This is a genomic window from Paenibacillus sp. FSL F4-0100, from assembly GCF_037993005.1.
GTDB lineage: Bacteria > Bacillota > Bacilli > Paenibacillales > Paenibacillaceae > Paenibacillus_AQ.
Window position 1 is genome coordinate 989,160 of record NZ_CP150303.1, and the last position, 22,770, is coordinate 1,011,929.

Here is a 22,770-nt window from a genome sequence, read left to right on the forward strand (position 1 = left end):
TCATGAAAAGGACACAGGATGGAGTTTCCCCAGACTTCGAATGAGAAATTACAATATATTGTAATATGATGTCGCCTATGCTTTAATCAGAAATATTAGATGCGTTGTCCAATTGAGGTGATCGATCGCTGTGCTGAGCCTATGGAAAGATATTTTGCTGCAAGTTTTGCTGTCTGGTACACTCATCTTTCATCTGCCGCTTCTCCTCGACAGACATCTAAAGTGCCTGAACAAGAAGAATCCGGATGATCTGCTTCGATTTCGCCAACATATTGTCATTGCATGCGGAATCAGTACTGTATTATGCGTCTTGATCTCGGCTATGAACGATTATTACGTTCCGATCCATCTTGGCGTAATCCCGTTATTTTTAGGCATATTATATGGAAGTCGGCGTTCAGGTCTATGTCTTGCAGCTATATATATCACAAGCTATGGGCTGATGAACGGCTGGTCCACGATCGGCCTCATTCTGTATATGCTGGTTCTAGGGTACTCGCTATTACCCTGGATTACCTCCAATTTCAAGAAAGGCTCCATGACCGAAAAGATTTGTTGGCTGTGGAGCGCGCTTATTCCGGCTATGCTGATTATTGTAGCCTCCCACGCGATTGAAGGAAAGGTTAACCAGGATGCTCTGAATCCGGATACGATTCTGGTAACCATTCTGTATATGCTGATCGGTATTATTTATTCTGGAATGATTGTGTACTGGATCGAATTAACATGTGAGCGCCTAGGCGCAGGTCAATACGATGTGAAGGTCAAAGAGTGGTCATCTTTAACAAAAATGATGGAGATGATTCCTTTAGGAATGGTTGCGGTGGATCGAAGCGGCAATATCATCGCCTTTAATCAGCCGCTTATCCGCAGCTTTCGAAACGTCTTTCCTAATCTGACGACCAAGGATGTCATCGGCAGACCATTATTTGACTTATTGGACGGCATGATTCAAAAGGAGCATCTGCGCAACCGGTTTCAGAGAGCTATGGATGGAATCGAAAGCACCGGCGAGATTATGCGAAGCGCTACCCGGGTGTATTCCACCGGCATCTATCCACTTATACATAATGGGAACGGAGACATCTTGGGTGCGGTAGGAGTTATGGAAGACATTACGGAGCTGGAGAGGCTTCGCACGGAATTTATGAATGTAGAGCGTTTAAGCTTGGTTGGCCAAATGGCGGCAAGTATTACCCATGAGATTCGCAATCCAATGGCTGTCGTGCGCGGATTTTTGCAGCTGATGCAGGAGAAGAGTCCTGATACGCTGGACCATTATTACCGGATCGTCATGGAGGAGCTTGATCGGGCCAACGGTATCATCAGCGATTTTTTATCCCTCGCCCAAAACCGGGTGGCAGAAAAAGAAGAGTGTCACCTTCATGACATTATCCATGAGCTCAATCCGCTCTTGTGGGCCGACGCGAATTTGCGCGGACAGAGCATTGAGCTGAAACTCGGAACCGAAATTCCCCATCTGTACCTGAATACCAAGGAAATGAAACAGCTGATTCTGAATTTATGCCGAAACGGGATGGAGGCTATGGACGATAAGGGAACGTTGACGATTGAAACTCGGATGGAAGGAGATCGGGCGCAGCTGTTCGTTGCGGATACCGGAATCGGCATCTCGGAGAATGAGCTGGAGCGCTTGTTTGAACCATTCTTTACGACGAAGAGCAAGGGAACGGGGCTTGGACTCGCCCTGTGCATGAGCATTGTACAGCGTCATCATGGAACCATTGATGTGAAGTCGAAGCTTGGCGAGGGAACGGTTTTCATTATTTCTTTTCCTCTTCACTCGTACCCGCAAGGTTTGCCGGAATCCCAGAGCGCTGCCGCTTTCGAATAAACGGATTGGTAATTAGGCATCATAAGGCAGAGCTTAGGGTAAAGGAGGGATTCGGATGAGTAAAAATGATTCCAAGCAACAGGAGCAGCAGGAGCGTGAAAACAAAGATCGCCGTGGTGAGCCCATCGTTGACAAGAAAAAAGATGGGGTAAACTATCCTGCTACCTAGTTCAACCAATGGAACATGAAAAACGGGCGGTATCCTATTTTGTGATGCTGCTCGTTTTGTATTTTCTTGCTTTCACTCTTTAGGATTGTATAATATAGATATCGATGAGCTGTTATAATTCGAACAATCTTGTTTATATAAGGAGTGAAGAGTTATGGGTATGTCTTTTGACCGATATATGCGCGATATGGTTCAACCAATGCGGGATGAGCTGACCAGCTTGGGAATCAAGGAACTGACAACACCTGAAGAGGTAGAGGAAGTTCTTCCTACAGCGAAAGGTACAACGCTGGTCGTTGTAAACTCCGTATGCGGCTGCGCAGCAGGGCAAGCGCGTCCTGGTGTAGCCATAGCGCTTGAGAATCAGGTGAAGCCGGATCAATTGTTTACCGTGTTCGCCGGACAGGATAAGGAAGCAACGGCTAAAGCACGTGAGTATTTTGCTCCGTATCCTCCATCCTCCCCATCGATTGCTCTGTTGAAGGACGGGGAATTGGTGCACTTTATTGAGCGTCATCAAGTGGAGAATCGTTCTGCAGAAGAAATCGCGGCGGATTTGACCGACGCATTCAATCGCTACTGCCAGTAATCCGGCAGTTACATAGGCCCCGAAGCATTCGGCATATTCCGAAGCCGCGGGGCTTTTGTTATAGATATAGAATTTATAAGTTATCTAGCTACGCTGATGAAATTCTATATCGCAAGAAAAACTTCCGCTAAATGCGGTCTGTCTTCTGAGGAAGTACGTCCATAGACGTTTTTCTTTTATCAATGAAGTACTTCAGAAAGAGAGAGCATACTGAAAGGAGTCATATATCATGAGCCTACAAGAACAAATTATCGCAGAGCTGGGTGTCAAACCTACCATTAATGTGGAGGAAGAGGTACGCAAGCGCGTTGACTTTCTGAAAACCTATGTAAAGAACTCGGGCACTTCCGGACTGCTGATCGCCATTAGCGGCGGGATTGATTCGGCTGTGGCTGCCGGTCTGTGCAAGCGGGCCACCGATGAACTCACGGAGGAGATTGGCAAGGAATACAAGACACTCGGGGTGTTCCAGCCATACGGCGAGCAGGCTGATATTTCAGACAGCTATGCGACAGCGAAGGCCTTCGATTTGAAACATACCGTCGAGACGAATATCGAGGAAACGGTGAACGAAATAGCTTTGGAGGTTGAGCATGGCCTGAAAAATATCGGGGTCCATAAGCATATGAGTATTCCGGGTAAAGGCAATGTGAAGGCCAGAGTGCGTATGGTGGTACAATATGCGCTGGCATTCGAGCAGAATTTGATCGTGGTCGGTACGGATCATGCTTCCGAGGCGATTACCGGCTTCTATACCAAGTGGGGCGATGGAGCAGTGGACATTACGCCGCTGAGTTCCCTGAACAAGCGTCAGGTTCGTATGCTTGCATCCTATTTAGGAGTTCCGAAATCGATTCTGGATAAAGCCCCTTCTGCCGGCCTTTGGGAAGGTCAAACAGACGAGAAAGAGCTCGGAATCAGCTACGAGGATAACAGCGATTACCTGGAAGGTAAGACGATTGATCCTGATGTTCAGCAAAAACTCGAGAGTTATTATGTCAAAACCGCACACAAGCGCAATACGATTCCAGGCATCTAACATACGAATATCCAGGCAACTAGCCTTCCGGTGGAATAACCTCTGGAAGGCTAGTTTATTTAGAGCGGCATTAGGTATATATGATATTGTAGGTCGGTTTGAGAACGCCGTTGGCATATTGCTTCATATCGACCAGTTCGAGTTTTAGCCGCGGTTTGACACTGCCGAACAACAGAACCCCGTCACCAACCATTACCGGGTTTACCTTTAATACAAGCTGATCGATCAGTTGATGCTGAAGCAGGCTTCCTGCCAATTCCCCGCCCCCGCACAGCCACAGCTTACCGTCTGTCTGTTGTTTAAGATTATGGATGTACGGGATGGCGTCCTCCTTGACTAATTCAACTTCTTCATTGGATTCGAATTCTAATGAGCGTGAGAATATATAATGCTTGAGTCCTTTGTAACCAGGCTCTCCTGGCTTAGCCCCCATCTTAAATCCAAACTCATACGTTTTACCGCCCATCAGCACAGCCTCAAACTCCTGGATTTCTGCCAAGAAGTCCGGAACATGCTCCCCATCGAATAAAAAGAGAGTTCGGTCGATCCTTCCATCCATCATGGCTTGATCGGCAATAAAATAGTCAAGAGAAACAGCCACGTGATAAATCAATGAGCCCATAATATGATTCCCCTTTCACCATGCTATTTTGTACAGTCTATATAGATGAAATTTGAAATACAACAAATTTATTTAATTCATGTTGTTGTAACACCGTTGGTCTCGCGTTGACGTACATCGACTGATACAATAAGTAAGAGTATATTTTTTGGACAGGAAGACTGGATCCATGAAGGAGAGCGGACGATTGTGATCTACGGAATCGGACATGATGTGCTGGACATGAAGCGAATGGAGATGTTGATGACAGGCCCGCATGGAGAAAGATTCATGAAGCGCGTGCTTACGCAGGGTGAGCAGGTCATTGCCGCCGGCAAGGGGGCGAAACGGACGGAGTTTGTTGCCGGGCGCTTTGCTGCCAAAGAGGCGATATCCAAAGCCTTTGGCTCCGGAATTGGAGGTATAATCGGGTTCCGTGACATAGAAGTGCTGCCGGGTGTTCTTGGCAGGCCTGAGACTCGACTATCCCAGGAAGCCTGGGATCGCCTCGGAATGGAGGAGTCCGCACATTATGCGATTCATTTGACGATTTCGCATCAGACCACGCTGGCTTCCGCTTTCGCCGTGGTTGAGAAGATAAAGTAAGGTTGACGAAGGAGATTACTTATAGATGCATAATACGGAACACAAACAATACTTCAGCCAAGAGCTGCTGGATTGGTATGAGATCAACAAAAGGGATTTGCCATGGCGCCGGCATCGTGATCCCTACTATATATGGGTATCTGAAATTATGCTTCAGCAGACCCGGGTGGACACGGTAATCCCATATTTCCACCGGTTTATCGAGCGGTTTCCAACGATTCAGTCGCTTGCGGATGCGCCGGAGGACGATGTGTTGAAGTGCTGGGAGGGCCTTGGCTATTATTCCCGGGCACGCAACCTTCAGGCTGCCGCAAGGCAGGTGACAGAGCAGTATGGGGGCGTTATGCCGAGCGGCAAAGATGAAGTGTCGGGACTTAAAGGCATTGGTCCATATACCTCGGGTGCCATTCGCAGCATTGCATTCAATATTCCTGCCGCAGCAGTGGACGGTAACGTCATGCGTGTGCTGTCCCGCTATTTTTTGATTGAAGAAGATATTATGAAAGTGAAGACCCGCACCAAGATGGAGGAGCTGGTGCTGACGCTGGTTCCGGATGGGCGAGCATCGGATTTCACCCAGGCGTTGATGGAACTGGGGGCGTTGATCTGTACGCCGAAGTCCCCCAAATGTCTGGTATGCCCTGTGATGGAGCATTGTACAGCACGGTTTGAGGGCAAAGAGGAGTCCCTTCCTATTAAGACGAAGGCCAAGCGGCCACGTCCTGAATACCGCCTCACGGCCATTGTAGAAGGCACTGGCGTGCACGAAGGGAAGATTCTGATCCGCAAGCGTCCATCCACCGGTTTATTGGCAGGGATGTGGGAGCTGCCGCATGTGATCGTGTCGACCGAGGGGAGCGGCGTACCGGCCGTGATGTCCGAGGAGACGGCGATGAGCCGCTTGCGTCATGCCTTGCTGGAGGAAGGAGTTCCGATCCTGCCGATGGGCCATGTGATGGACGCCGAGCATACCTTTAGCCATATTCAATGGCATATGGGCGTGTACCGCTGTAAATGGCAGGATGTGCCGCCGGAAGCCCTGGAAGTAGCAGAGAGTGCAGCGGCATATGAGACAGGCGAAGAGAGCTTTCGCTGGATTCACGTTCATGACATGGAACGCTACGCATTTCCGAATGTGTTCATTCGGATTCTGAACTCGTATTTCTCATCTTAAAGCCGTATTTCCCTTGCAGTGGGAGATATAATGTTGAAACGGCTTGTAAGGAGTAGTGGAGATTTTGCATAGCTGGAAGAATGCGCTTCTTTACATTTTTGGCATCGGGGTTTCCAATCTGGGAAACTGGATCTATCTGGTCGCGATTAATTTGCTTGTGCTGCATATGACTGGTTCTCCTGCGGCAGTGGCTGGATTGTTTATCATCCGGCCGCTCGCAACCCTGTTTACCAACTCCTGGGCGGGCAGTATTATTGACCGGGCGAATAAGCGCAGGCTTATGATCACCACCGATGTGATCCGGGGGGCTTTGATTGCCCTTATCCCCTTCATGTCCTCGGTTTGGGGCATCTACTGTATCATGTTTCTGATTAACGTTGCGGGGGCTTTCTTCGGGCCTACGTCCATGACATATATAACGAAGCTGATCCCGGCAGAGGAACGAAAGCGGTTCAACGCATGGTCCAGCTTTACGACATCCGGCGCGGTGCTGCTTGGACCCGCTATATCCGGTCTATTGATCGCTTATACGGACATTCGGATCAGCATCTTCATCAATGCCGTATCTTTCTTCATCTGCGCGCTTGTCATTTACTTCCTTCCCGATGTGGATGGAAAGGAAAGCGCAGGCAATGGACGGGATGCCATCACAATGAAGACACTGCTTCAGGACTGGGCTGCGGTTATTGATTTCGGGAAAGCGGCGAAGTATTTTATGCTTGTATACTCGTTATTTCAATCTGCCATGCTGCTAGGCTTCGCGCTCGATTCCCAAGAGGCAACCTTTATTAAACAGGTATTGCTCCTCGGCGACGAGGATTACGGACTACTCGTCAGCGTAGCCGGAGCTGGGTATTTGGCCGGCTCAGCGGCTGCGTCTCTAACTGTCAAATGGCTATCATTGCGCATGTTTATCGGGGCTGGTGTGCTTCTATCGAGTGCCGGGTATATGATCTTCTATGCCGCATCCGGCCTCCTGACGGCCGTTATCGGCTTTATCGCGTTTGGTTTCTTCTCTTCGTATGCGAATGCGGGATATACTACTTTTTTTCAAAATCAGGTGCCTATTGATCTGATGGGGCGCTTTACGAGCGTGACCCGCTTATTGGAAGGGATGCTGCAGATTCTCTTAACACTTCTGCTCGGTTTTGCCGCCGATGCCTGGCCGCTGCAGGCCGTATGCCTGATCGGTGCAGGTGCAGCCGTCCTGATCTCGGTCATTCTGCTGGTGGTCATCTATGCACCATCCAAGGTCCGCCATTATGAGTCAGGCTCTGCAGCAGCGGTAAATAACACGTAACAGCATGATATAAATATAGAGAAAGGCTGCTTTCGCAGTAGACAGGGTCTACAGCTGAAAGCAGCCTTTTTTAGTATGATATCGGTTTTTAGTTAAGCGATATTATTTCGCGTTATCGTAACGTTTGCCGACTTCTTCCCAGTTCACTACATTCCAGAATGCGGAGATGTAATCAGGGCGTTTGTTTTGATATTTCAGGTAGTAAGCATGCTCCCAAACGTCCAGGCCGAGGAGAGGCGTTTGACCTTCCATGATCGGGCTGTCTTGGTTCGGTGTGCTGGTTACTGCCAGTTTGCCGTCTTTAACAACGAGCCAAGCCCAGCCGCTGCCGAAACGGGTTGTAGCCGCTTTTGCGAAATCTTCTTTGAATTTATCAAAGCCGCCCAGTTCACTGTTGATGGCATCAGCCAAAGCGCCAGTCGGTTGTCCCCCGCCGTTTGGTCCGATAACTTCCCAGAACAGGGAGTGGTTAGCATGGCCGCCGCCGTTGTTGCGAACCGCTGTGCGGATGCTTTCCGGTACAGCGTCAAGGTTAGAGATCAGATCCTCAAGGGATTTGCCTTGAAGCTCAGGAGCGTTCTCAAGAGCACCGTTCAAGTTGGTTACGTAGGTATTATGGTGGCGATCATGGTGGATCTCCATCGTTTGTGCGTCGATATGAGGCTCGAGCGCGTCGTTTGCGTAAGGAAGTGCTGGTAATTGAAATGCCATAGTAAAAAACCTCCTGTAAATTTAGTTTTTGGTTATGATGAAAGGGTCTTCCTTCATCAGGAAGTCTTTATCATCCCGGAGACGTAATATGTAATCCGGCTACACTACATATATTAAACCGTTTTGGGTGATTAAATCAACTTTTATGTTTGAAAAGTCCGAGAGGGCTGATTTATTGCATGAACGAAAGTTGTGACATCGAAAATTAATGGAAAACTTTTCTGTGAAATTTGTCGTTATATATATAGTCTTGAACAAATCTATGATCGAAACGTCGATATAGAAGGGATATGTCGAGGTAGAAAGGAGTCGGTACATAACATGAATAGTACAAAGCTCAGAGTGACTGCCATTCTGATGGCTGCCATTCTGGCTGCGGCACCGCAAGTGGAAGCTGCAGCAACTAAGACACAGCCATCGCAAATCACGAAGTCGACTGCACAGAAGGGTGCAGCTCTGGCCTGGAGCGTGCAGCTTGGGAACAACGTCACAGCAAAGCTTGACCATGCCGACGTATGGCAGCAGACCGGCACGAATGTGGCGGTATTTACACTGACTTATAAAAACGGGGGGAAAAGCGCAGCGCGCCTGGTATCTTATTTTCCCAAGGTGGTGCTTCCCGGCGGTTCCGTGACGGCGGCCAATCCCATATCCAAGGATCTGGCCAAGAAGAAGGTAGAGCCCGGGCAAAGCCTGAGTGTAACCTACTATGCGAAGACCGAGAGCAGCTCCTTGTCCGGCATGAAGCTGGTGATGGACGTATGGAATCCGCAAGTCAAAGGCTACCTGCAGCGTGTCGGAACGTACAGAATGCCCGCCAATTATACAGCAGCCGTACCATCTGGTTCGAGCTCCAAGCTGAATCTGGGCGGCACTCCGGTTACCGTACAGGCTGAATCACTGGAGATCATCAAGTATGACGGCAAAGTCATCGCCAAAGTCGGGATGTATATGACGAACCATGGTGGAAAGGTATGGAATGATCGGGGGTTCGAACCGTATTTGGCGACGGCAAGCGGCAGTTCGTTCCTTCTGCGTCATGAGGCAGGGGCTGAGGGTGTGCCTGTTCAGCCGAAAGAAAAGAAACTGGTTTATTACATAACAGAAGTTCCCTCTTATCTTAAAACGACCGGTTTGCATTTTCTGTGGACCGAAAACGATGAAACGCTGAAGCTGTCATTGCCGGTCGCATCCTTCAAGCTACCTGCGGCAACAGCTCCAAAGTGGGACGTTGCGGCGGGCGCGGCCAAGAAGTTGACCATCAAGGGGATTCCGGTCGATGCCAGAATCCGCCAAGCTTCGCTGCGTGCCTCAGGGGGGCAGGGCATATGGAATATCGAGATGGCCTTCAAGAATAAAGGGAAAAAATCGGTGGAGGTTCCGGCCTACGAATTTGCGATTAAAGCATCCGAAGGCTCCTTCCATCCTTACACTCCGGATAACAAAGCGGGTTTGACGCTGCGTCCCGGGGAAGAGAAAACGATGGTGATGGAAATAACGCTCCCGCTAGATCTCAAGCAGGACCGATTGAAGCTGCAAATGATCGGGACATCTGGACCAGCCAGCTCATCTAAACCGCCGGCGAGCTCGGGTGAACCGGCCGGTGAGCCGACCACCGAGGTCCAGGAGTCATTGACCCTGCCGATTGCATACTTTGCCATCCCTTATCAAACGGAACGCAAATCATCTATCGGTGTGGAGTACGACGCGCAGACAGCCAAAGGATTTGCGTACACGCTGGAATCCATCCAGCGCCTGCCATGGCAGGATCAGGATCTGATCGTTGCAAAGCTGCGTCTGCGGAATACGCAGGAATCCAAATCGCTGCCGCTGCCTGAGCTTAAAGTGAACGTCACAGCGGACGAAAAAACAAGTCTGGCTGGTTCGGAGGTTATTGCGGAGGAGCAGGGTTCCCTGATTTCCCCGGGGTCATCAACCGAGGTATATGTCATGGCTCGGATCCCGTATACCAAGGATATCCGTTCGCTTCGTTTCGAGCTGTTTACGCAGCAGGATACGGCCAAAACGTCGTTCCTTACCATGACCACGTCCGGCATGACGCAGTCGATCAGCACTTTGGAGAAAGGGAAGCCGTATACCGTTACCGCGATTGGTAAGCGCGCAGAGGCGCAGGAACGGCGGACGGTCATCTATGAAGGTGTGGACTCCGATATTGTCTATTCCGAGTTCTTGCTGACCAGCAATGAACAGCGCCGCGTCCAAGCAGCGGTGCTGAAGGGGTATTTCCAAAGCACGGATGGAAAGATCTATGAAGCGGAAACCATTCAGCCTGAAGCCTCGCTTCAGCCGGGGTCCAAGCAGTCGATTGTCTTTTGGGCCAGAGTGCCGAAGGGGGCTGCAAGCGAACTGGGGCTTGCTCTGGGTACGGCGATGACCGGAGGCAAGTTTGCTGAAACGGGTAAAGATGCTACCGGCGTCATGGGCATGAAAAAATTGATGCTGAATCCGATCAGACCTGCCATAAGCTCCGGACTGACAAACCTCGATTGGTATCCTTACCACGTTTCGGTTACGAAAGCGGTAGGACATCTGCAGGAAGGCAGCTCATCCATTCCGCTGAATATCACGATTGATGTAAAACGCAGCGAGAGCATCATTGCGGCGGACTCCGGCCACAAGCTGATTTTAATCATCAAGGATAACCTCGGGCAGACACAGGAGCGCACGCTCACGCCAGGAACCGATATCCAGGTCCCAGGCACCCGGTCGATGTCGATCGAGCTGTCGGATGAGCAATACAAAAAACTTCGAGGCGGTTGGTTTAACTTGACCCTGGTTGATGAATTCCAGGATGAGCGGATCACGCTGGGCAGTCAAAGCTACAATCTGATTTTCACGCCTACAGCAGTTCCTGACGAGGAGAGTTAAATTAAGAACCGGAAAGGAATAGCGAACATGTTGCGTTTGGAGAATGTATCGCACAGCTTTAAGAACGGTAACGAAGTATTAAAAGTGCTCCATAATATCCAGTTCGAAGTCCAGAAGGGAGAGATGATTGCCCTGCTGGGCAGCTCCGGGTCGGGCAAGTCCACGCTGCTCAACTTGATGGCAGGACTGATGAAGCCGACGGAAGGCCATATTTATATTGCCGATCAGGATATCGTCAAGTACGGGGAAAACAAGCTTGCTGTCTTCCGGCGCAAGCATATCGGATTTATTTTTCAGGCCTATGAACTGATCCCGACGCTCACGATTCGTGAAAACGTGGAGCTTCCCCTGGTCTTTCAATCCGTTTCTCCGTCCAAGCGCCGGAAGAAAGCGATGGAGCTTCTGGAGATGACGGGGATCGGCGATAAGGCTTCACTATACCCGTCCCAACTGTCAGGCGGACAGCAGCAGCGCGTTAGTATTGCGCGCTCGTTGATTACCGAGCCTTCCGTCATTTTTGCGGACGAGCCGACGGGTAACCTGGACACCAAAACGGAAGAGGAAATTATCCGAATCATGATGGCGCTGAACGAGTCCATGAAAACGACATTTGTCATCGTTACTCACGAGATGGAAGTCGCTGCCCAAATGAAAAAAACGATTATGCTCCGTGACGGTTATCTGGTTCAGCCGGAGGACTATACAACGCCAGCAGCAGGTCAACGGGGGCCAAACGGCCCCTCGTCCCTGCCTGGGGTCCCGGTTCATACGGAGGGGGCAGGTGAGGTCAGCTGATAATTTTAGACAGCATACGGCTGGCATGGGGACAGATTAAACGTCGTAAAGTGGTGACAGCCCTGTGCATGACTGGTATTTCGATTGGATGCGCGGCTATTATCGTAGCGATCAGCATTGGGAACGGCGCCCAGAATTATTTGGAGACGGAAATTATAGGCGGCATGAAGCTTGACGAGATTACGGTGACTCCACAGGGCTCAAGCGGGCAAGGAGAAGGCAGCGGCCCCGCGGCCGGAGCTGACCGGGGATTGCTAACGGATGATAAAGTTCAGGTGATTCAGGGCTTTGATCATGTCAAATCCGTTATAGCCACCAAGCAGCTCGGGTATTTTAGAGCCATTTCGTCCGACAACCTGATAAACGACGGCTTCAATGTCGTGGCCGTGGACCTGTCAAAGCTCAAAGAGCAGGGTAACAGGTTCAAGGAAGGTGGCGCGCTTGAACAGATCGGTGCCATGGTGCTCAATTACGGAGCAACAACCGGATGGAAGGATGCAGAGACGAGCGAAAGATTGATGAATATGATAAATACCGATCCCAATAACCCGAAGCTATGGGAAGAATATCAGATGTATGAGAGCACCGTTTCGGAAATGCACGGCAAAAATATTCAGCTGGAGTCGATGGACGCAGACAAGAAACAGCTTAGCCCACAGCTTTATGTTGGCGGCGTGCTGGATGTGCCTTCGGGGAGAGATGCCCAGTTTGCGTTCTACGATCGTCAGGCCTATATTTCCTTTGACACGGCGGAATGGCTAACAAACAGTTTGAACCTGCAAAATGGGACATCTTCGAAACAGCGAGTATACGATAGTCTAACCATCAAAGTGGATGATCTGCAGAATATTAAACCGCTTGAGGATTTAATCTCAAAACTTGCGCTGAATGCGAGCGACAATCTGGCCATGCGTGATCAGGTCGCTTCCCAATTGGATACATTCAAAGCGATCGCTCTCGGCATAGGCGTATTTATCCTGTTATTGGCCTCGATATCAATCATCGTAGCCATGACGATGTCTACGCATCAGCGCCGTAGGCAAATCGGCATTATGAAGGTCCTTGGGGCGAATATGCCGCAAATCCGCAACATGTTCATCGTGGAAGCCAGCCTGCTCGGTTTGCTTGGTGGATTGCTTGGCATCGTATTCGCATTTTTGATCATCAAGGGACTGAATTCATTCATTATGGCTTCGGCGGGCATGTCAGGGCTGCAAATTGCGGTTACGTTGGAGACGCTGCCCATCGGCATCGCATTCGCTGTGATGACCGGAATCTTCTCGGGGATCTATCCGGCGATCAGCGCAGCAAGAACGAATGCACTTCTGGCCATCAAGCGGGATTAGGATAATGAGCATCGGAAAGGAAGCTAAATCGGTATGATAAAAAAAATCATAAAATGGACGGTTATCGTTGCCGTGCTGGGCTTGGTGGGATATTGGGGATACGGACAGGTCAAACCGAAAGAACCCGAGATTCCCATGATGGAAGAGCCGCAGGTCATCACATTTCCCGTAACGGAGGAAACCATCGTCTCGACCGTGCAGGTCAAGGGAACATCCGAATACGGGCGGGAGACCAATGTGTACGCACCTTTTGAAGCGAAAGTGGAGTCCTGGAACGTTGAGAACGGTCAGCAGATCAAGAAAGGCGATGCGCTTTTTAAATTAGAGCAAACGGCCATTCGCCAGCAGCTTCAGCAGAAGGAAGCCGAGCTGCAGAAGCGGAAGCTGGAGAAGGAACTGAAGGAGTTTACGTTAAATCAGGACCTCGATAGCGCCCCGGCTTTAGCGACGGAGGCCGAACGCCTTAAAGTGCTGGCAGATCAGGAAAATGCTCGGCTGAGCAGTCAACTGGACGAGGTTACTAACGATATTGAGCGCCAGACGATGGCCGACTTAAATGACAGGCTGAAGAAAGCTACATACTTATCACCAGCAGCAGGCCTGTTTCTGTTCGACCCGACACAGCAGCGCCCGCAATCGGTGACGGCGAACCAGTATATCGGCAAAATCGTCGACCTGGATTCTCTTCGATTAGTGGCATTTGTCGGGGAAAACGATATATTCAGCATTAAGCCGGACATGGCGGTTGAGGTTAAGATGCCGTCCATCAAGGATCTAAAGCTGAAGGGAAAGGTGCTGGAAGTAGCTAAATTCGCCGAGACGACGGCCCAGGAGAAACAAACTTCCCAGACACCGCAGTTTAAGGTGATCATCTCGCTGCCGAAGGAAGATCGTTTAATCGGCGGCCTGACGCTGAACGGAGACATTGTAACCAAACGGAAGGATAAGGCGGTTGTAGTTCCTAAACTTGCCGTTATGACGGACGGAGGCGCCTCCTATGTCATGGTGGACAAGGGAGGCGGCCAGATTGAACGGCAGGATATCGAGACCGGCTTGCAGACGCTGGATAAAGTCGAGGTTTTGTCAGGGCTGAAAGTGGGCGACACCGTCGTTCTCCAGTAAGTAAATATCATGATCAAAAAACACAGCGTTCCTCAGAGGCACATAGCCGAGAGGACGCTGTTGTTTTTTACTACATGTCTTTATCCTCGGTGGAACTGGAGAAGGTTGGTTATTTTATCGAAGTATAAATCTCAAATAAGAAAGAAAACCACTGGAAATTAATGGGCCTATTTTAACAGTGAGATAATGATTTAGCAGCAGGAAACAAACCTAGCATTCAACAAAAAAATGGAATTTTATCCAGCTAAAATGATGAAAACGCTTCCTATAAAGCGCTTTCAGAAGAAAACTCGTGAATTTACGAGAAAGATGTGGTTTAATGGACAAGGAAAGAGGATTTTCGGGTTTTTTGTAGTAATATAAATGTCAGGTTTGCGTAAACGGAATACTAGATTTTTGTAAACCGGGTAAACCGCATCATGCTAACGAAAAGGGAGATTTTGAAATGCATGTTCGTTCCTTTCAGTTGAGTGACTGTAACCCCGTAACCGAGCTACTTCAGATTGCTTTATCGGAAGAATGCTACGAAAACACGATGGAGCCCTTCTCCAGGCAGCTAGCTTGGGATTCCGATCTGATTATGGTAGCTGAAGAAAACGGTGAAATCGTTGGTGCCTTAATCGGTACGATCGAACGCAATCATGGTTGTTATTACCGCATTGCCATTCATCCCGACTATCGTAGAAAAGGGATTGGCAAATCTTTGATTTCGGCAATGGAACAGCGTTTTCAATCACGGAAAGTCAGTCGGATTATGGTAGCCGGAGACGAGCACAACGCCGCAGCCATGCCATTTTATGAAGCCATGGGATACGGTGCCAGCCAAATCCTGCGGTCGTTCCAGAAGCTCAGTATCCTTGGTCAATAGTCGTAATGACAAAAGCGGTACATACGAGCGACGCAAACGGCGGCTTTAAGCTTCGACAGAGATAAGAAACGACATTTTTTCGATATGAAGCATATCTTTCAGCCGTTGCAAATGGGTGGGAGATATGCTTTTCTATTAATGTACCTTTTTTTGAAGGTGCCGCCTTCGTTTTCCGGAGGTGAAATCGAAGTAAAGTAGGTGTAGCATGGGACAAGTGATTTCTCCGGATTCAACTGAGCATGGCGAGAACAACGAACCTCAGAATCAACCTGGCAAGAAGAACGGCTGGGCTGCCGAGCTTTGGGATTGGGTAAAGACGATTGCGATTGCATTTGTTATTATGGTGCTTCTAAATATGTTTGTGTTCAACCTGTCTATGGTTAAAGGTGAATCTATGCAGCCGACACTGGTAGCATCGGAGCGGCTATTTATTAATAAAGTGGTATATCGCTTTTCAGCACCGAGCCATGGCGATGTTATTGTACTTAAGGACCCGAGTGATGGCCCGGATAAGAAGGAGTTTCTGGTAAAACGTGTCGTGGGCGTACCTGGAGATACCATTGAGGTAAAGGACCAGAAGCTGTACGTAAACGGGGTTGCAAAGCAGGAAGGATATACCGATGTCCCGATCGAGGATCCTGGCTTTGAGCCTATAGTACTGGAAGAGGGTCGCTACTTCGTTATGGGAGATAACCGCCATCTCGGAAAGAGTAAGGACAGCCGCATGTTCGGCAGCGTGAAGGAAAGCGACATCGTAGGCAGAGCCGAATTTATTTTCTGGCCGTTGTCTGAGATCAAAAAGCTGTAACCTGAAAGACAGAACATCATCCCAGAAAAGGAGGCGCTGGAGAATGACCTACACACTCGGTTCGTACGCTCCTCCGCCTTCGGTATGGGAGGAGCTCAAGCAGGAGCTCAAGGCCGCTGCGCCGGAGCTTGGGATTGATGATATCGGCTTCGCTTCGGCGGAGCCGTTCCAATCCCTAAAGGGAATTTTGCAAAACCATCGGGATATGGGATATGAGTCCGGCTTTGAGGAGTCGGATCTGGATAAGCGGGTTACTCCCACACTCCCTGGCACGGAGCCGAAGTCCCTGATCGCCATCGCCATAACCTACCACTCCAAGATGGAGAACCCGCCCAAATCGGAGCCAGGTAAATACAGGGGGATTATGGCGCGATCAGCTTGGGGAAGGGATTATCATCAGGTGCTCCGGGAGGCCATGAGCCGTCTCGAGGAATACATTAAAGAACGCGTGCCGGATGCGAAGCTTGAAAGCATGGTGGACACCGGCGCGCTTGTCGACCGGGCGGTTTCGCAGCGAGCCGGGATTGGCTTTAGCGCCAAGAACTGCTCCATCATCTCCCCGAAATTCGGTTCCTGGATATTCCTTGGCGAAATGGTAACGAACATCCCGTTTCCTCCGGATACGCCGGTAACTGAGGATTGCGGGGAGTGCACCAAATGCATCGATGCTTGCCCAACCGGCGCCCTTGTCGGTCCCGGGCAGCTGAATGCTCAGCGCTGCGTTTCTTTTCTGACCCAGACCAAAGGGTTTCTGGACGAAGAGGCCATGCGCAAGATCGGCAACCGGCTGTATGGATGCGATACCTGTCAAATTGTTTGTCCGAAGAACCGGGGCAAGAACTGGACTCATCAAGAGGACTTCAAGCCCGATCCTGAAAAAGCCAAGCCTCTGCTCCTGCCCATCCTGGATATGAGTAACCGGGAATTCAAGGAGGCATTCGGAGATACGTCGGCCGCGTGGCGCGGCCGAAAGCCGATTCAGCGCAATGCTGTCATCGCGCTTGGCAACTTTAAAGATATTTCAGCCGTACCGAAGCTGAGCGAAGTACTGCTGAAAGACCCGCGCCCGGAGCTGCGGGGAACCGCTGCATGGGCTCTGGGCCGTATTGGAGGCGAAGAAGCGTTGAACAACTTAGAGAAAAGCATGAAATCAGAAGGGGACTCCCAAGTACGAGATATGCTGCAGCAAGCCTTGAATAAACTGAATGAACCAAGTGAGAAAGAAGCGTCTGCCGTAGCTTCGGCTGCGGCTGATGCTTCCTCCGCTAGCACTCCTGTTGCAGGTTCCTCTAATGGGGACAAGCCGGGACAGGAAAGTCCTGTTATTCAGGGAGTCGAGCCGATGGCCGTCCCTGAGGGAGGACCGGAAATGCTGTATTACGATGAACTTCAATCTCCGATTGGACCGCTGACGGTCTGCGCAACGGAGAAGGGATTATGTCTTATTGAATTTGGCAGCTTCTATGTGAAAGAAGCGGTCATCCAGCAGTGGTCACGGACCTGGGCCGGTAACGGCGGCTATCAGCGTGACGAGGCAAGATTAGCTCCTGCGATCACGCAGTTGAAGCAGTATTTTGCAGGGGAGCTAAAGGCGTTCGACGTACAGCTGGACATGCGCGGCACCTCATTCCAATTGCAGGTATGGGAAGCGCTGAAGTCCATTCCTTATGGAACGGTTTGTTCCTATAAGGATGTAGCCGAATCCATCGGGCGTCCTAAAGCAGTTCGTGCCGTAGGTGGGGCGAACAACAAGAACCCCGTTCCGATCATCGTGCCGTGCCACCGGGTGGTAGGAGTCGATGGAGCCTTGATCGGCTATGCCGGCGGTCCGGAAATCAAGCGCACCTTGTTAACGATAGAAGGAGCCATGCCGGACCGGAAAGGGTCGTAGTTGACCAAGGCGTATCATCAGGCCTGTCTGCTGCCATGTATCTGTTATTTTCATTTGCTGTGATGAAAAGGACATGCTATGATAGGTTCGTGTATGCGCCATTAAATGGCAGATATTAGTAGAAGGTGGTCAAGTGATGGAGATTGTCATTCCGATTATTACATTGATCGTGGGTCTGGTCGGCGGATTTTTCATCGGCGTATTCTATTTGCGAAAGCAATTGGAAAAGATGCAGAACGATCCGCAAATGCTGCAGAAGATGGCAAAACAAATGGGGTATAACATGAACAGCAAGCAGATGCAGCGTGCACAGCAAATGATGAAAAATCAGCCTGTGCCGGGTAAAGGGCAAGGCCGTAAACGCAAATCATAATGCAAGAAAGCCCACTCCCGTCTGAATGGATGACGGAGGGGCATTTCTATTTAAAAGGCCGCTAACAGCGGCTATAAGTTAACCGTTTGCTTTTTATATGGAACGAAAAAGGGGGATGTACTGTGGCAGGTGTAAAGGATTATGTAAACAATAAAGTCGGCGATAACCGAGAGCAGATCGAGTATCATGTAGAGCAAATATTGAAACTGATCGGTGAAGATCCCCAGCGTGAGGGACTCCTTGAGACACCGGCCCGTGTGACGCGGATGTATGAGGAGATCTTTGCCGGATACGAAGTGGATCCCAAGGATGTTCTCGGGGTTACCTTTGACGAGAATCATGAGGAATTGGTTATCGTGAAGGATATCGTATATTACAGCCAGTGCGAGCACCATATGGCGCCGTTCTTTGGTAAAGTCCATATCGGTTATGTCCCTAGCGGCAAAATCGCCGGCTTGAGCAAGCTGGCACGTCTGGTAGAGGCGGTTACCCGCCGTCTTCAGGTTCAGGAGCGCATTACCTCGCAAATCGCGGATATTATGGTGGAGGCGCTGCAGCCAAACGGCGTGATGGTGGTAGTGGAAGGCGAGCATCTGTGCATGTGCGCGCGCGGTGTGAAGAAGCCGGGCAGCAAGACGGTCACGTCAGCTGTACGCGGTACCTTCCAGAGTGATTCTGCACAGCGTTCGGAATTTCTGTCTTTGATTAAAGACTAATCATGATCCAGACAAATGAAAAAGGCTTCGCCCACGGAGGCGAAGCCTTTTTTTGTGCTTAATAATGAATGTGAACTCATGATAATCGATGTTGGGCAAGGGTTCCTCAAGAAGCGCCATCCACTTGTTTCATATATTGCACATACTGGATGAGTGCATGTTTTTGCTCCTCGATATCCCGGATGCGGCGGGACATCTCCATAAAGAAGGTTTCAATCTGGTCGCGCAGCACATTGGCGGATTGTCCCTTCCAATCCTGCAGACGGGCGTACATGACCCTTGCCTCCTGTTCGTCGGCTCGAATGGCTGCCAGCAGTCCTGACAGCTCGCGTTCGGCTTGAAGCAAATCATCAAGCTCCAGCAGAATCTCTCGACTCATCTCCATCCCTCCCGGTAGTTTTCGTATCGATGTTTATCCGCTGTTGTCGGTCCGTTCAAATAAATCCGCTTTGAATTTAATATATTGAACGATGTCGGTGGTATGCTGCAGATGCCATTGACTCATCGACATGATGGATGTATCCAGCTGCTGGACAATCGGCTGTAGACGCCTGCTGTGGCTGGAGAACATGTATTTGGAGAGGCGCTGCCGGATTCCCTGTAGTTCGGCATCACTTTGATGGGCGTGTGCTCTCCATTTCTCGGCTACGCTTCGCAGCTCGGCAGGGGTCACCTGAATGGTTCCAGCAGAGCCTCCTGTGGAGCCGGCTATGGCTGCCAGCGAGCCGCCCAACCCTAAGCCCAGATTGCTCAGCGGCCCGCCAAGGCCAAACAAGAGATCGCTATGGGCAGGGATTCTGGGCGAATCAACGACTTTGCCGGTAGCGCCGTCGTACAGAGGATTTGAGATGTAGCCATCCTCGAATCGATAGCGGTCAAGCTGATGATAATTGGGGCCGCCCAGTGTATTATCAATTTTTTCTTTTATACTAAGCCCGTCATTGGCGTCTTTATAACTGGAGTCTATGTAATAGGTAGAACCGACGTGGCCATCGAAGCCGCCGAGCGCACCGCTGGCAATAATGTCGCCAGGATGGGCGAAATTAGTGATTTGAGAGTCGAATTCCCCGTTCTCTGCCTTTCTTCTGGCTTCAGGGGAGAGGCTTCCGATGACCGACGGAGCACTGAAGGTGACAGCCGACATGCCCGTATAGGCGGCAGCATATTGCGCGTTAGCTCCCCCTAGGGAGTGACCCGTAAGGGTGAAATCAACGTCCTTGTATTTCTCCTTCATTTCCAGCGCATAATCCTCGGCTTGATACAATTGGTTGGTTCCCCATATATCCGTTTTTTTATCGATCTGTCTCGATTGTTCACCGAACCAATCCGTGACATCGTTAATCCCCGTGACTTCTTTGACTTTGTCCACATGGTCCGCCCAAGGTGGCCGAAATTCCGGGATTTTTCTTTTGATCTCTTCAATGCCAATATCCGCATCAGCCAAATAATCGGGGAGAGCATGGGATAAATCTTTGCCTGCCTCGGTGCCCCGGTATGCGATAACGGCTTGGTTCGTTTCCTTGTTGTAGAAAGTTACCGCATCAAAACCTGATATGCTGTTGCTCTTATAGTCCTCAAGGACCTCCCATCCAGGCAAGTCCTCAACGGTATCTTCTTTTTTCAGATCGAGATAAGCCGCTTCTGACATCAATCGGTATGTCTCGTCATCCACTTGCGGTGAACTCAAATATACTCCCTCCTTAACATGACTCAGCAGGATCAGAACCTGTAGTTACAGCCAAAAGGCAGCCACAACCCATCACTCGCCCTTAATCGCTTTTCTGAGCTCCGGGTTCATCACGAAGTTGGATGTCTCGCCTGTGTTGAAATCAACGGATATTTTAAAGGTTTGTTCAGGATGATCTACGACAAACCCTTCGAGGTTGACCTTGTCCGCTACGATCGAAGGCATCATCTCTTCTTTGGTAATCTCTACATCCAAGTTGTATTTCTCTTTAAAATGCTGAACGGCTGTGGTTTTAGCCTTCGTTATGACTTCGTCCGAGCTGTCGTCTGTTGTGGCTTGGTTATTGTTCACGGGCTGGCATCCTCCAACAATTAAAATGATAAGCACAAAAGCAAAAATGAAAACACGTGATTTGAACCTACTGTTCACACTGACCCATCCCTTCAGTGGTGATGTTCTGCTCTTACCGGCACGCTGAATCTTGCAGTCTTAGCATGGATCGCATAATTTCTCTTCGTATCGCCTTAGGCGATACAGTGACTGCATATCAAGCTCACTGTCATATCATAATCCAGCATATGGTAGCGTTCAACCGAATAAATAACCAGATATGTGGTAAAAAAGACCTAACAATAGGATCGGGCTATTCCTTAGCTTGAATTTCTTTTTCTAATTCTGGACTCATGACCAAGTGCCCGGTTTCAAGAGTCTTGTGGTTCACGGATATATTGAAAGTCTGATCGGGATGCCCTATGACAAAACCTTCAACATCAATCTCATCAGCTCCCGATCCCTTTATCCAATGTGCTCCAGTGTACAGAGAGTCACCCCCTTGAATAATGATAAGCCCTCCTTAAACTCCATAATGAAGTAAGGAGGGCTATAGACATCATACCCAATATTAACCAATGTGAAGCAGCCCAGCTAGGTCTTGAATTAAAAAGGCTTCCATTTCAGCATGCTGGCATGCTTGAAGCGCTCCGCAACCTCCGGCCAGTAGACCACGTTCCACCAATCGTTGATGTAATCCTTGCGTTTATTTTGATGTTTAAGGTAGTAGGAATGCTCCCATACATCCAGAACGAGGAGAGGGACGACATCCCACTGGGAGAGATTCTGATGTTTCTCGGCCTGCAAAATTTCAAGTCGATGGCTGCGCGGACTCCATACGAGGATTGCCCAGCCGCCGCCTTCCACTTTGTCTGCAGCTTCGCTAAAGTGCTTTTTAAAGCGGTCGAAACTTCCAAAATCCTTCTTGATCTGTTGGGCTAGCTCCCCGCCAGGCTCGCCACCGCCCCGCGGGTTCATAATGTTCCAGAAGATCGTGTGCAGATAGTGGCCGGCACCATGAAAAGCCAGCTCGCGTTCCCAATGCTTCACCAGCTCGAAATCACCGCTTTTTCGGGCCTCCTCCAATTTCTTCTCCGCCTTGTTCAGACCGTCGACATAACTTTGGTGATGGATGTCGTGATGAATCCGCATGGTTTTCTCGTCAATATGAGGCTCCAGCGCATTATAAGCGTAAGGCAGTGGAGGAAGGCGGTGCCCGCCAATCGGAACAGCCTTGCCGCCGCTGTCTCCCATGCCTTGAATGGATAGCTCGGCCTCGGGAGGAGACGGCGGAGGAGACGTGGCCTCGTGTAGCGTCATCGACTGCATCGGCATATCCACATCCATGAATCTTTCCAGCGCTCCGGCGGAGTTGAGCGTCTCGAGCGTGTTCAGGAAGTATTCGGACTCCCGAATCACATGGTGCAGGACCGTGCCGGCAAGCGGCACTTTCCGAACAGCCTCGCTGTTCTCCTTCAATCCGTGGAGCTGGCGGATGAACTCTCGGGATTGCTCGCAGGAAGCACGCAACAGCTGCTCGACCTGGGCCAGCACTTGGGGTGAAGGAGGTCCGTCATAACGAAGAATGTGACGCAGAAGTTCGTCTGCCGCTTTTTCCGTGTCAGCGAACACCACGGCCCATTGATCCAGCATCTTGACATAGACCGGCTCCAGATCCGGAACAATAGCTTTGATGAGCCCGGTATGCTTCCTTTCCTGATGCTTCCAATAGCGAATCTCTTCGAGTAATCGTATCGGGAGCTTCGCTCCGTAAATAAATAACATGTCCGTTCCCTCCAGTATCAGGTTCACTAAACACACTATATTCAGTTAGCGGCCTGTATTATGAGGAGGAAATTAAAAATCCCCCCGCTGCATCAAAGCAGCGGGGGGAGATGGAT

At 50.0% G+C, this 22,770-nt stretch carries 21 protein-coding genes; 15 read left to right on the forward strand and 6 right to left on the reverse strand.

The annotated features are described in order from the left end of the window. The first annotated feature begins 130 nt into the window (after positions 1–130). From MHH48_RS04390 to nadE, 3 genes are all read left to right on the forward strand, one after another. The gene (locus MHH48_RS04390) at positions 131–1,855 is read left to right on the forward strand and encodes an ATP-binding protein (protein ID WP_076325918.1); all 1,725 of its coding nucleotides are present in this window, start codon (positions 131–133) and stop codon (positions 1,853–1,855) included. Between the two features lie 323 nt (positions 1,856–2,178). Then, complete coding sequence (locus MHH48_RS04395; RefSeq protein ID WP_076325917.1) at positions 2,179–2,613, forward strand: BrxA/BrxB family bacilliredoxin; 435 nt, start codon at positions 2,179–2,181, stop codon at positions 2,611–2,613. 229 nt (positions 2,614–2,842) lie between these two features. Continuing rightward, positions 2,843–3,652 (forward strand): ammonia-dependent NAD(+) synthetase, encoded by an 810-nt coding sequence (gene nadE, locus MHH48_RS04400; protein ID WP_076325916.1) that lies wholly within the window; start codon positions 2,843–2,845, stop codon positions 3,650–3,652. A 70-nt stretch (positions 3,653–3,722) separates the two neighbouring features. Here the strand turns inward: nadE and MHH48_RS04405 are convergent, their stop codons facing one another. Next, positions 3,723–4,274, reverse strand: coding sequence for a dihydrofolate reductase family protein (locus MHH48_RS04405; RefSeq protein WP_076325915.1), 552 nt, complete (start codon positions 4,272–4,274; stop codon positions 3,723–3,725). Between the two features lie 189 nt (positions 4,275–4,463). Here MHH48_RS04405 and acpS point away from each other — a divergent pair, with 189 nt between their 5' ends. From acpS to MHH48_RS04420, 3 genes are all read left to right on the forward strand, one after another. Further along, positions 4,464–4,859, forward strand: coding sequence for a holo-ACP synthase (gene acpS, locus MHH48_RS04410; RefSeq protein WP_076325914.1), 396 nt, complete (start codon positions 4,464–4,466; stop codon positions 4,857–4,859). Positions 4,860–4,884: 25 nt separating this feature from the next. After that, positions 4,885–6,033 (forward strand): A/G-specific adenine glycosylase, encoded by a 1,149-nt coding sequence (gene mutY, locus MHH48_RS04415; protein ID WP_076325913.1) that lies wholly within the window; start codon positions 4,885–4,887, stop codon positions 6,031–6,033. Between the two features lie 64 nt (positions 6,034–6,097). Further along, positions 6,098–7,333, forward strand: a complete 1,236-nt coding sequence (locus tag MHH48_RS04420) for an MFS transporter (protein WP_076325912.1) — start codon at positions 6,098–6,100, stop codon at positions 7,331–7,333. Positions 7,334–7,435: 102 nt separating this feature from the next. Here the strand turns inward: MHH48_RS04420 and MHH48_RS04425 are convergent, their stop codons facing one another. Continuing rightward, positions 7,436–8,044, reverse strand: coding sequence for a superoxide dismutase (locus MHH48_RS04425; RefSeq protein ID WP_076325911.1), 609 nt, complete (start codon positions 8,042–8,044; stop codon positions 7,436–7,438). 321 nt (positions 8,045–8,365) lie between these two features. On the opposite strand from MHH48_RS04425, the gene MHH48_RS04430 reads away from it, so the two are divergent. The 9 genes from MHH48_RS04430 to folE all read left to right on the forward strand — a co-directional run bounded on the left by MHH48_RS04430 (position 8,366) and on the right by folE (position 18,852). Beyond that, on the forward strand, positions 8,366–10,933 hold the full coding sequence (locus MHH48_RS04430) for a hypothetical protein (RefSeq protein WP_076325910.1): 2,568 nt from the start codon (positions 8,366–8,368) through the stop codon (positions 10,931–10,933). Positions 10,934–10,960: 27 nt separating this feature from the next. Next, on the forward strand, positions 10,961–11,728 hold the full coding sequence (locus MHH48_RS04435) for an ABC transporter ATP-binding protein (RefSeq protein WP_053490009.1): 768 nt from the start codon (positions 10,961–10,963) through the stop codon (positions 11,726–11,728). A gap of 68 nt (positions 11,729–11,796) precedes the next feature. Beyond that, a complete protein-coding gene (locus tag MHH48_RS04440; RefSeq protein ID WP_256720816.1) occupies positions 11,797–13,074 on the forward strand; it encodes an ABC transporter permease in 1,278 nt (425 codons plus the stop codon). Between the two features lie 33 nt (positions 13,075–13,107). Further along, complete coding sequence (locus MHH48_RS04445; RefSeq protein WP_076325908.1) at positions 13,108–14,196, forward strand: efflux RND transporter periplasmic adaptor subunit; 1,089 nt, start codon at positions 13,108–13,110, stop codon at positions 14,194–14,196. 445 nt (positions 14,197–14,641) lie between these two features. After that, the gene (locus tag MHH48_RS04450; RefSeq protein WP_076325907.1) at positions 14,642–15,064 is read left to right on the forward strand and encodes a GNAT family N-acetyltransferase; all 423 of its coding nucleotides are present in this window, start codon (positions 14,642–14,644) and stop codon (positions 15,062–15,064) included. Between the two features lie 205 nt (positions 15,065–15,269). Next, a complete protein-coding gene (gene lepB / locus MHH48_RS04455) occupies positions 15,270–15,872 on the forward strand; it encodes a signal peptidase I (protein ID WP_076325906.1) in 603 nt (200 codons plus the stop codon). A 43-nt stretch (positions 15,873–15,915) separates the two neighbouring features. Next, positions 15,916–17,763, forward strand: coding sequence for a tRNA epoxyqueuosine(34) reductase QueG (gene queG / locus MHH48_RS04460; RefSeq protein WP_076325905.1), 1,848 nt, complete (start codon positions 15,916–15,918; stop codon positions 17,761–17,763). A 136-nt stretch (positions 17,764–17,899) separates the two neighbouring features. Beyond that, positions 17,900–18,136 (forward strand): YneF family protein, encoded by a 237-nt coding sequence (locus tag MHH48_RS04465; protein WP_076325904.1) that lies wholly within the window; start codon positions 17,900–17,902, stop codon positions 18,134–18,136. Positions 18,137–18,258: 122 nt separating this feature from the next. Next, positions 18,259–18,852 carry a GTP cyclohydrolase I FolE gene (folE, locus tag MHH48_RS04470; protein WP_071220880.1) on the forward strand — a complete coding sequence of 198 codons (594 nt, stop codon included), beginning with the start codon at positions 18,259–18,261 and terminating at the stop codon, positions 18,850–18,852. Between the two features lie 106 nt (positions 18,853–18,958). Here the strand turns inward: folE and MHH48_RS04475 are convergent, their stop codons facing one another. The 4 genes from MHH48_RS04475 to MHH48_RS04490 form a co-directional block, all read right to left on the reverse strand. Then, positions 18,959–19,231, reverse strand: coding sequence for a hypothetical protein (locus tag MHH48_RS04475; protein ID WP_076325903.1), 273 nt, complete (start codon positions 19,229–19,231; stop codon positions 18,959–18,961). Positions 19,232–19,264: 33 nt separating this feature from the next. Beyond that, positions 19,265–20,539, reverse strand: a complete 1,275-nt coding sequence (locus MHH48_RS04480; RefSeq protein WP_076325902.1) for a hypothetical protein — start codon at positions 20,537–20,539, stop codon at positions 19,265–19,267. A 72-nt stretch (positions 20,540–20,611) separates the two neighbouring features. After that, the gene (locus tag MHH48_RS04485; protein WP_076325901.1) at positions 20,612–20,890 is read right to left on the reverse strand and encodes a hypothetical protein; all 279 of its coding nucleotides are present in this window, start codon (positions 20,888–20,890) and stop codon (positions 20,612–20,614) included. 585 nt (positions 20,891–21,475) lie between these two features. Further along, the gene (locus tag MHH48_RS04490; protein ID WP_076325900.1) at positions 21,476–22,654 is read right to left on the reverse strand and encodes a Fe-Mn family superoxide dismutase; all 1,179 of its coding nucleotides are present in this window, start codon (positions 22,652–22,654) and stop codon (positions 21,476–21,478) included. Positions 22,655–22,770: the final 116 nt, after the last annotated feature.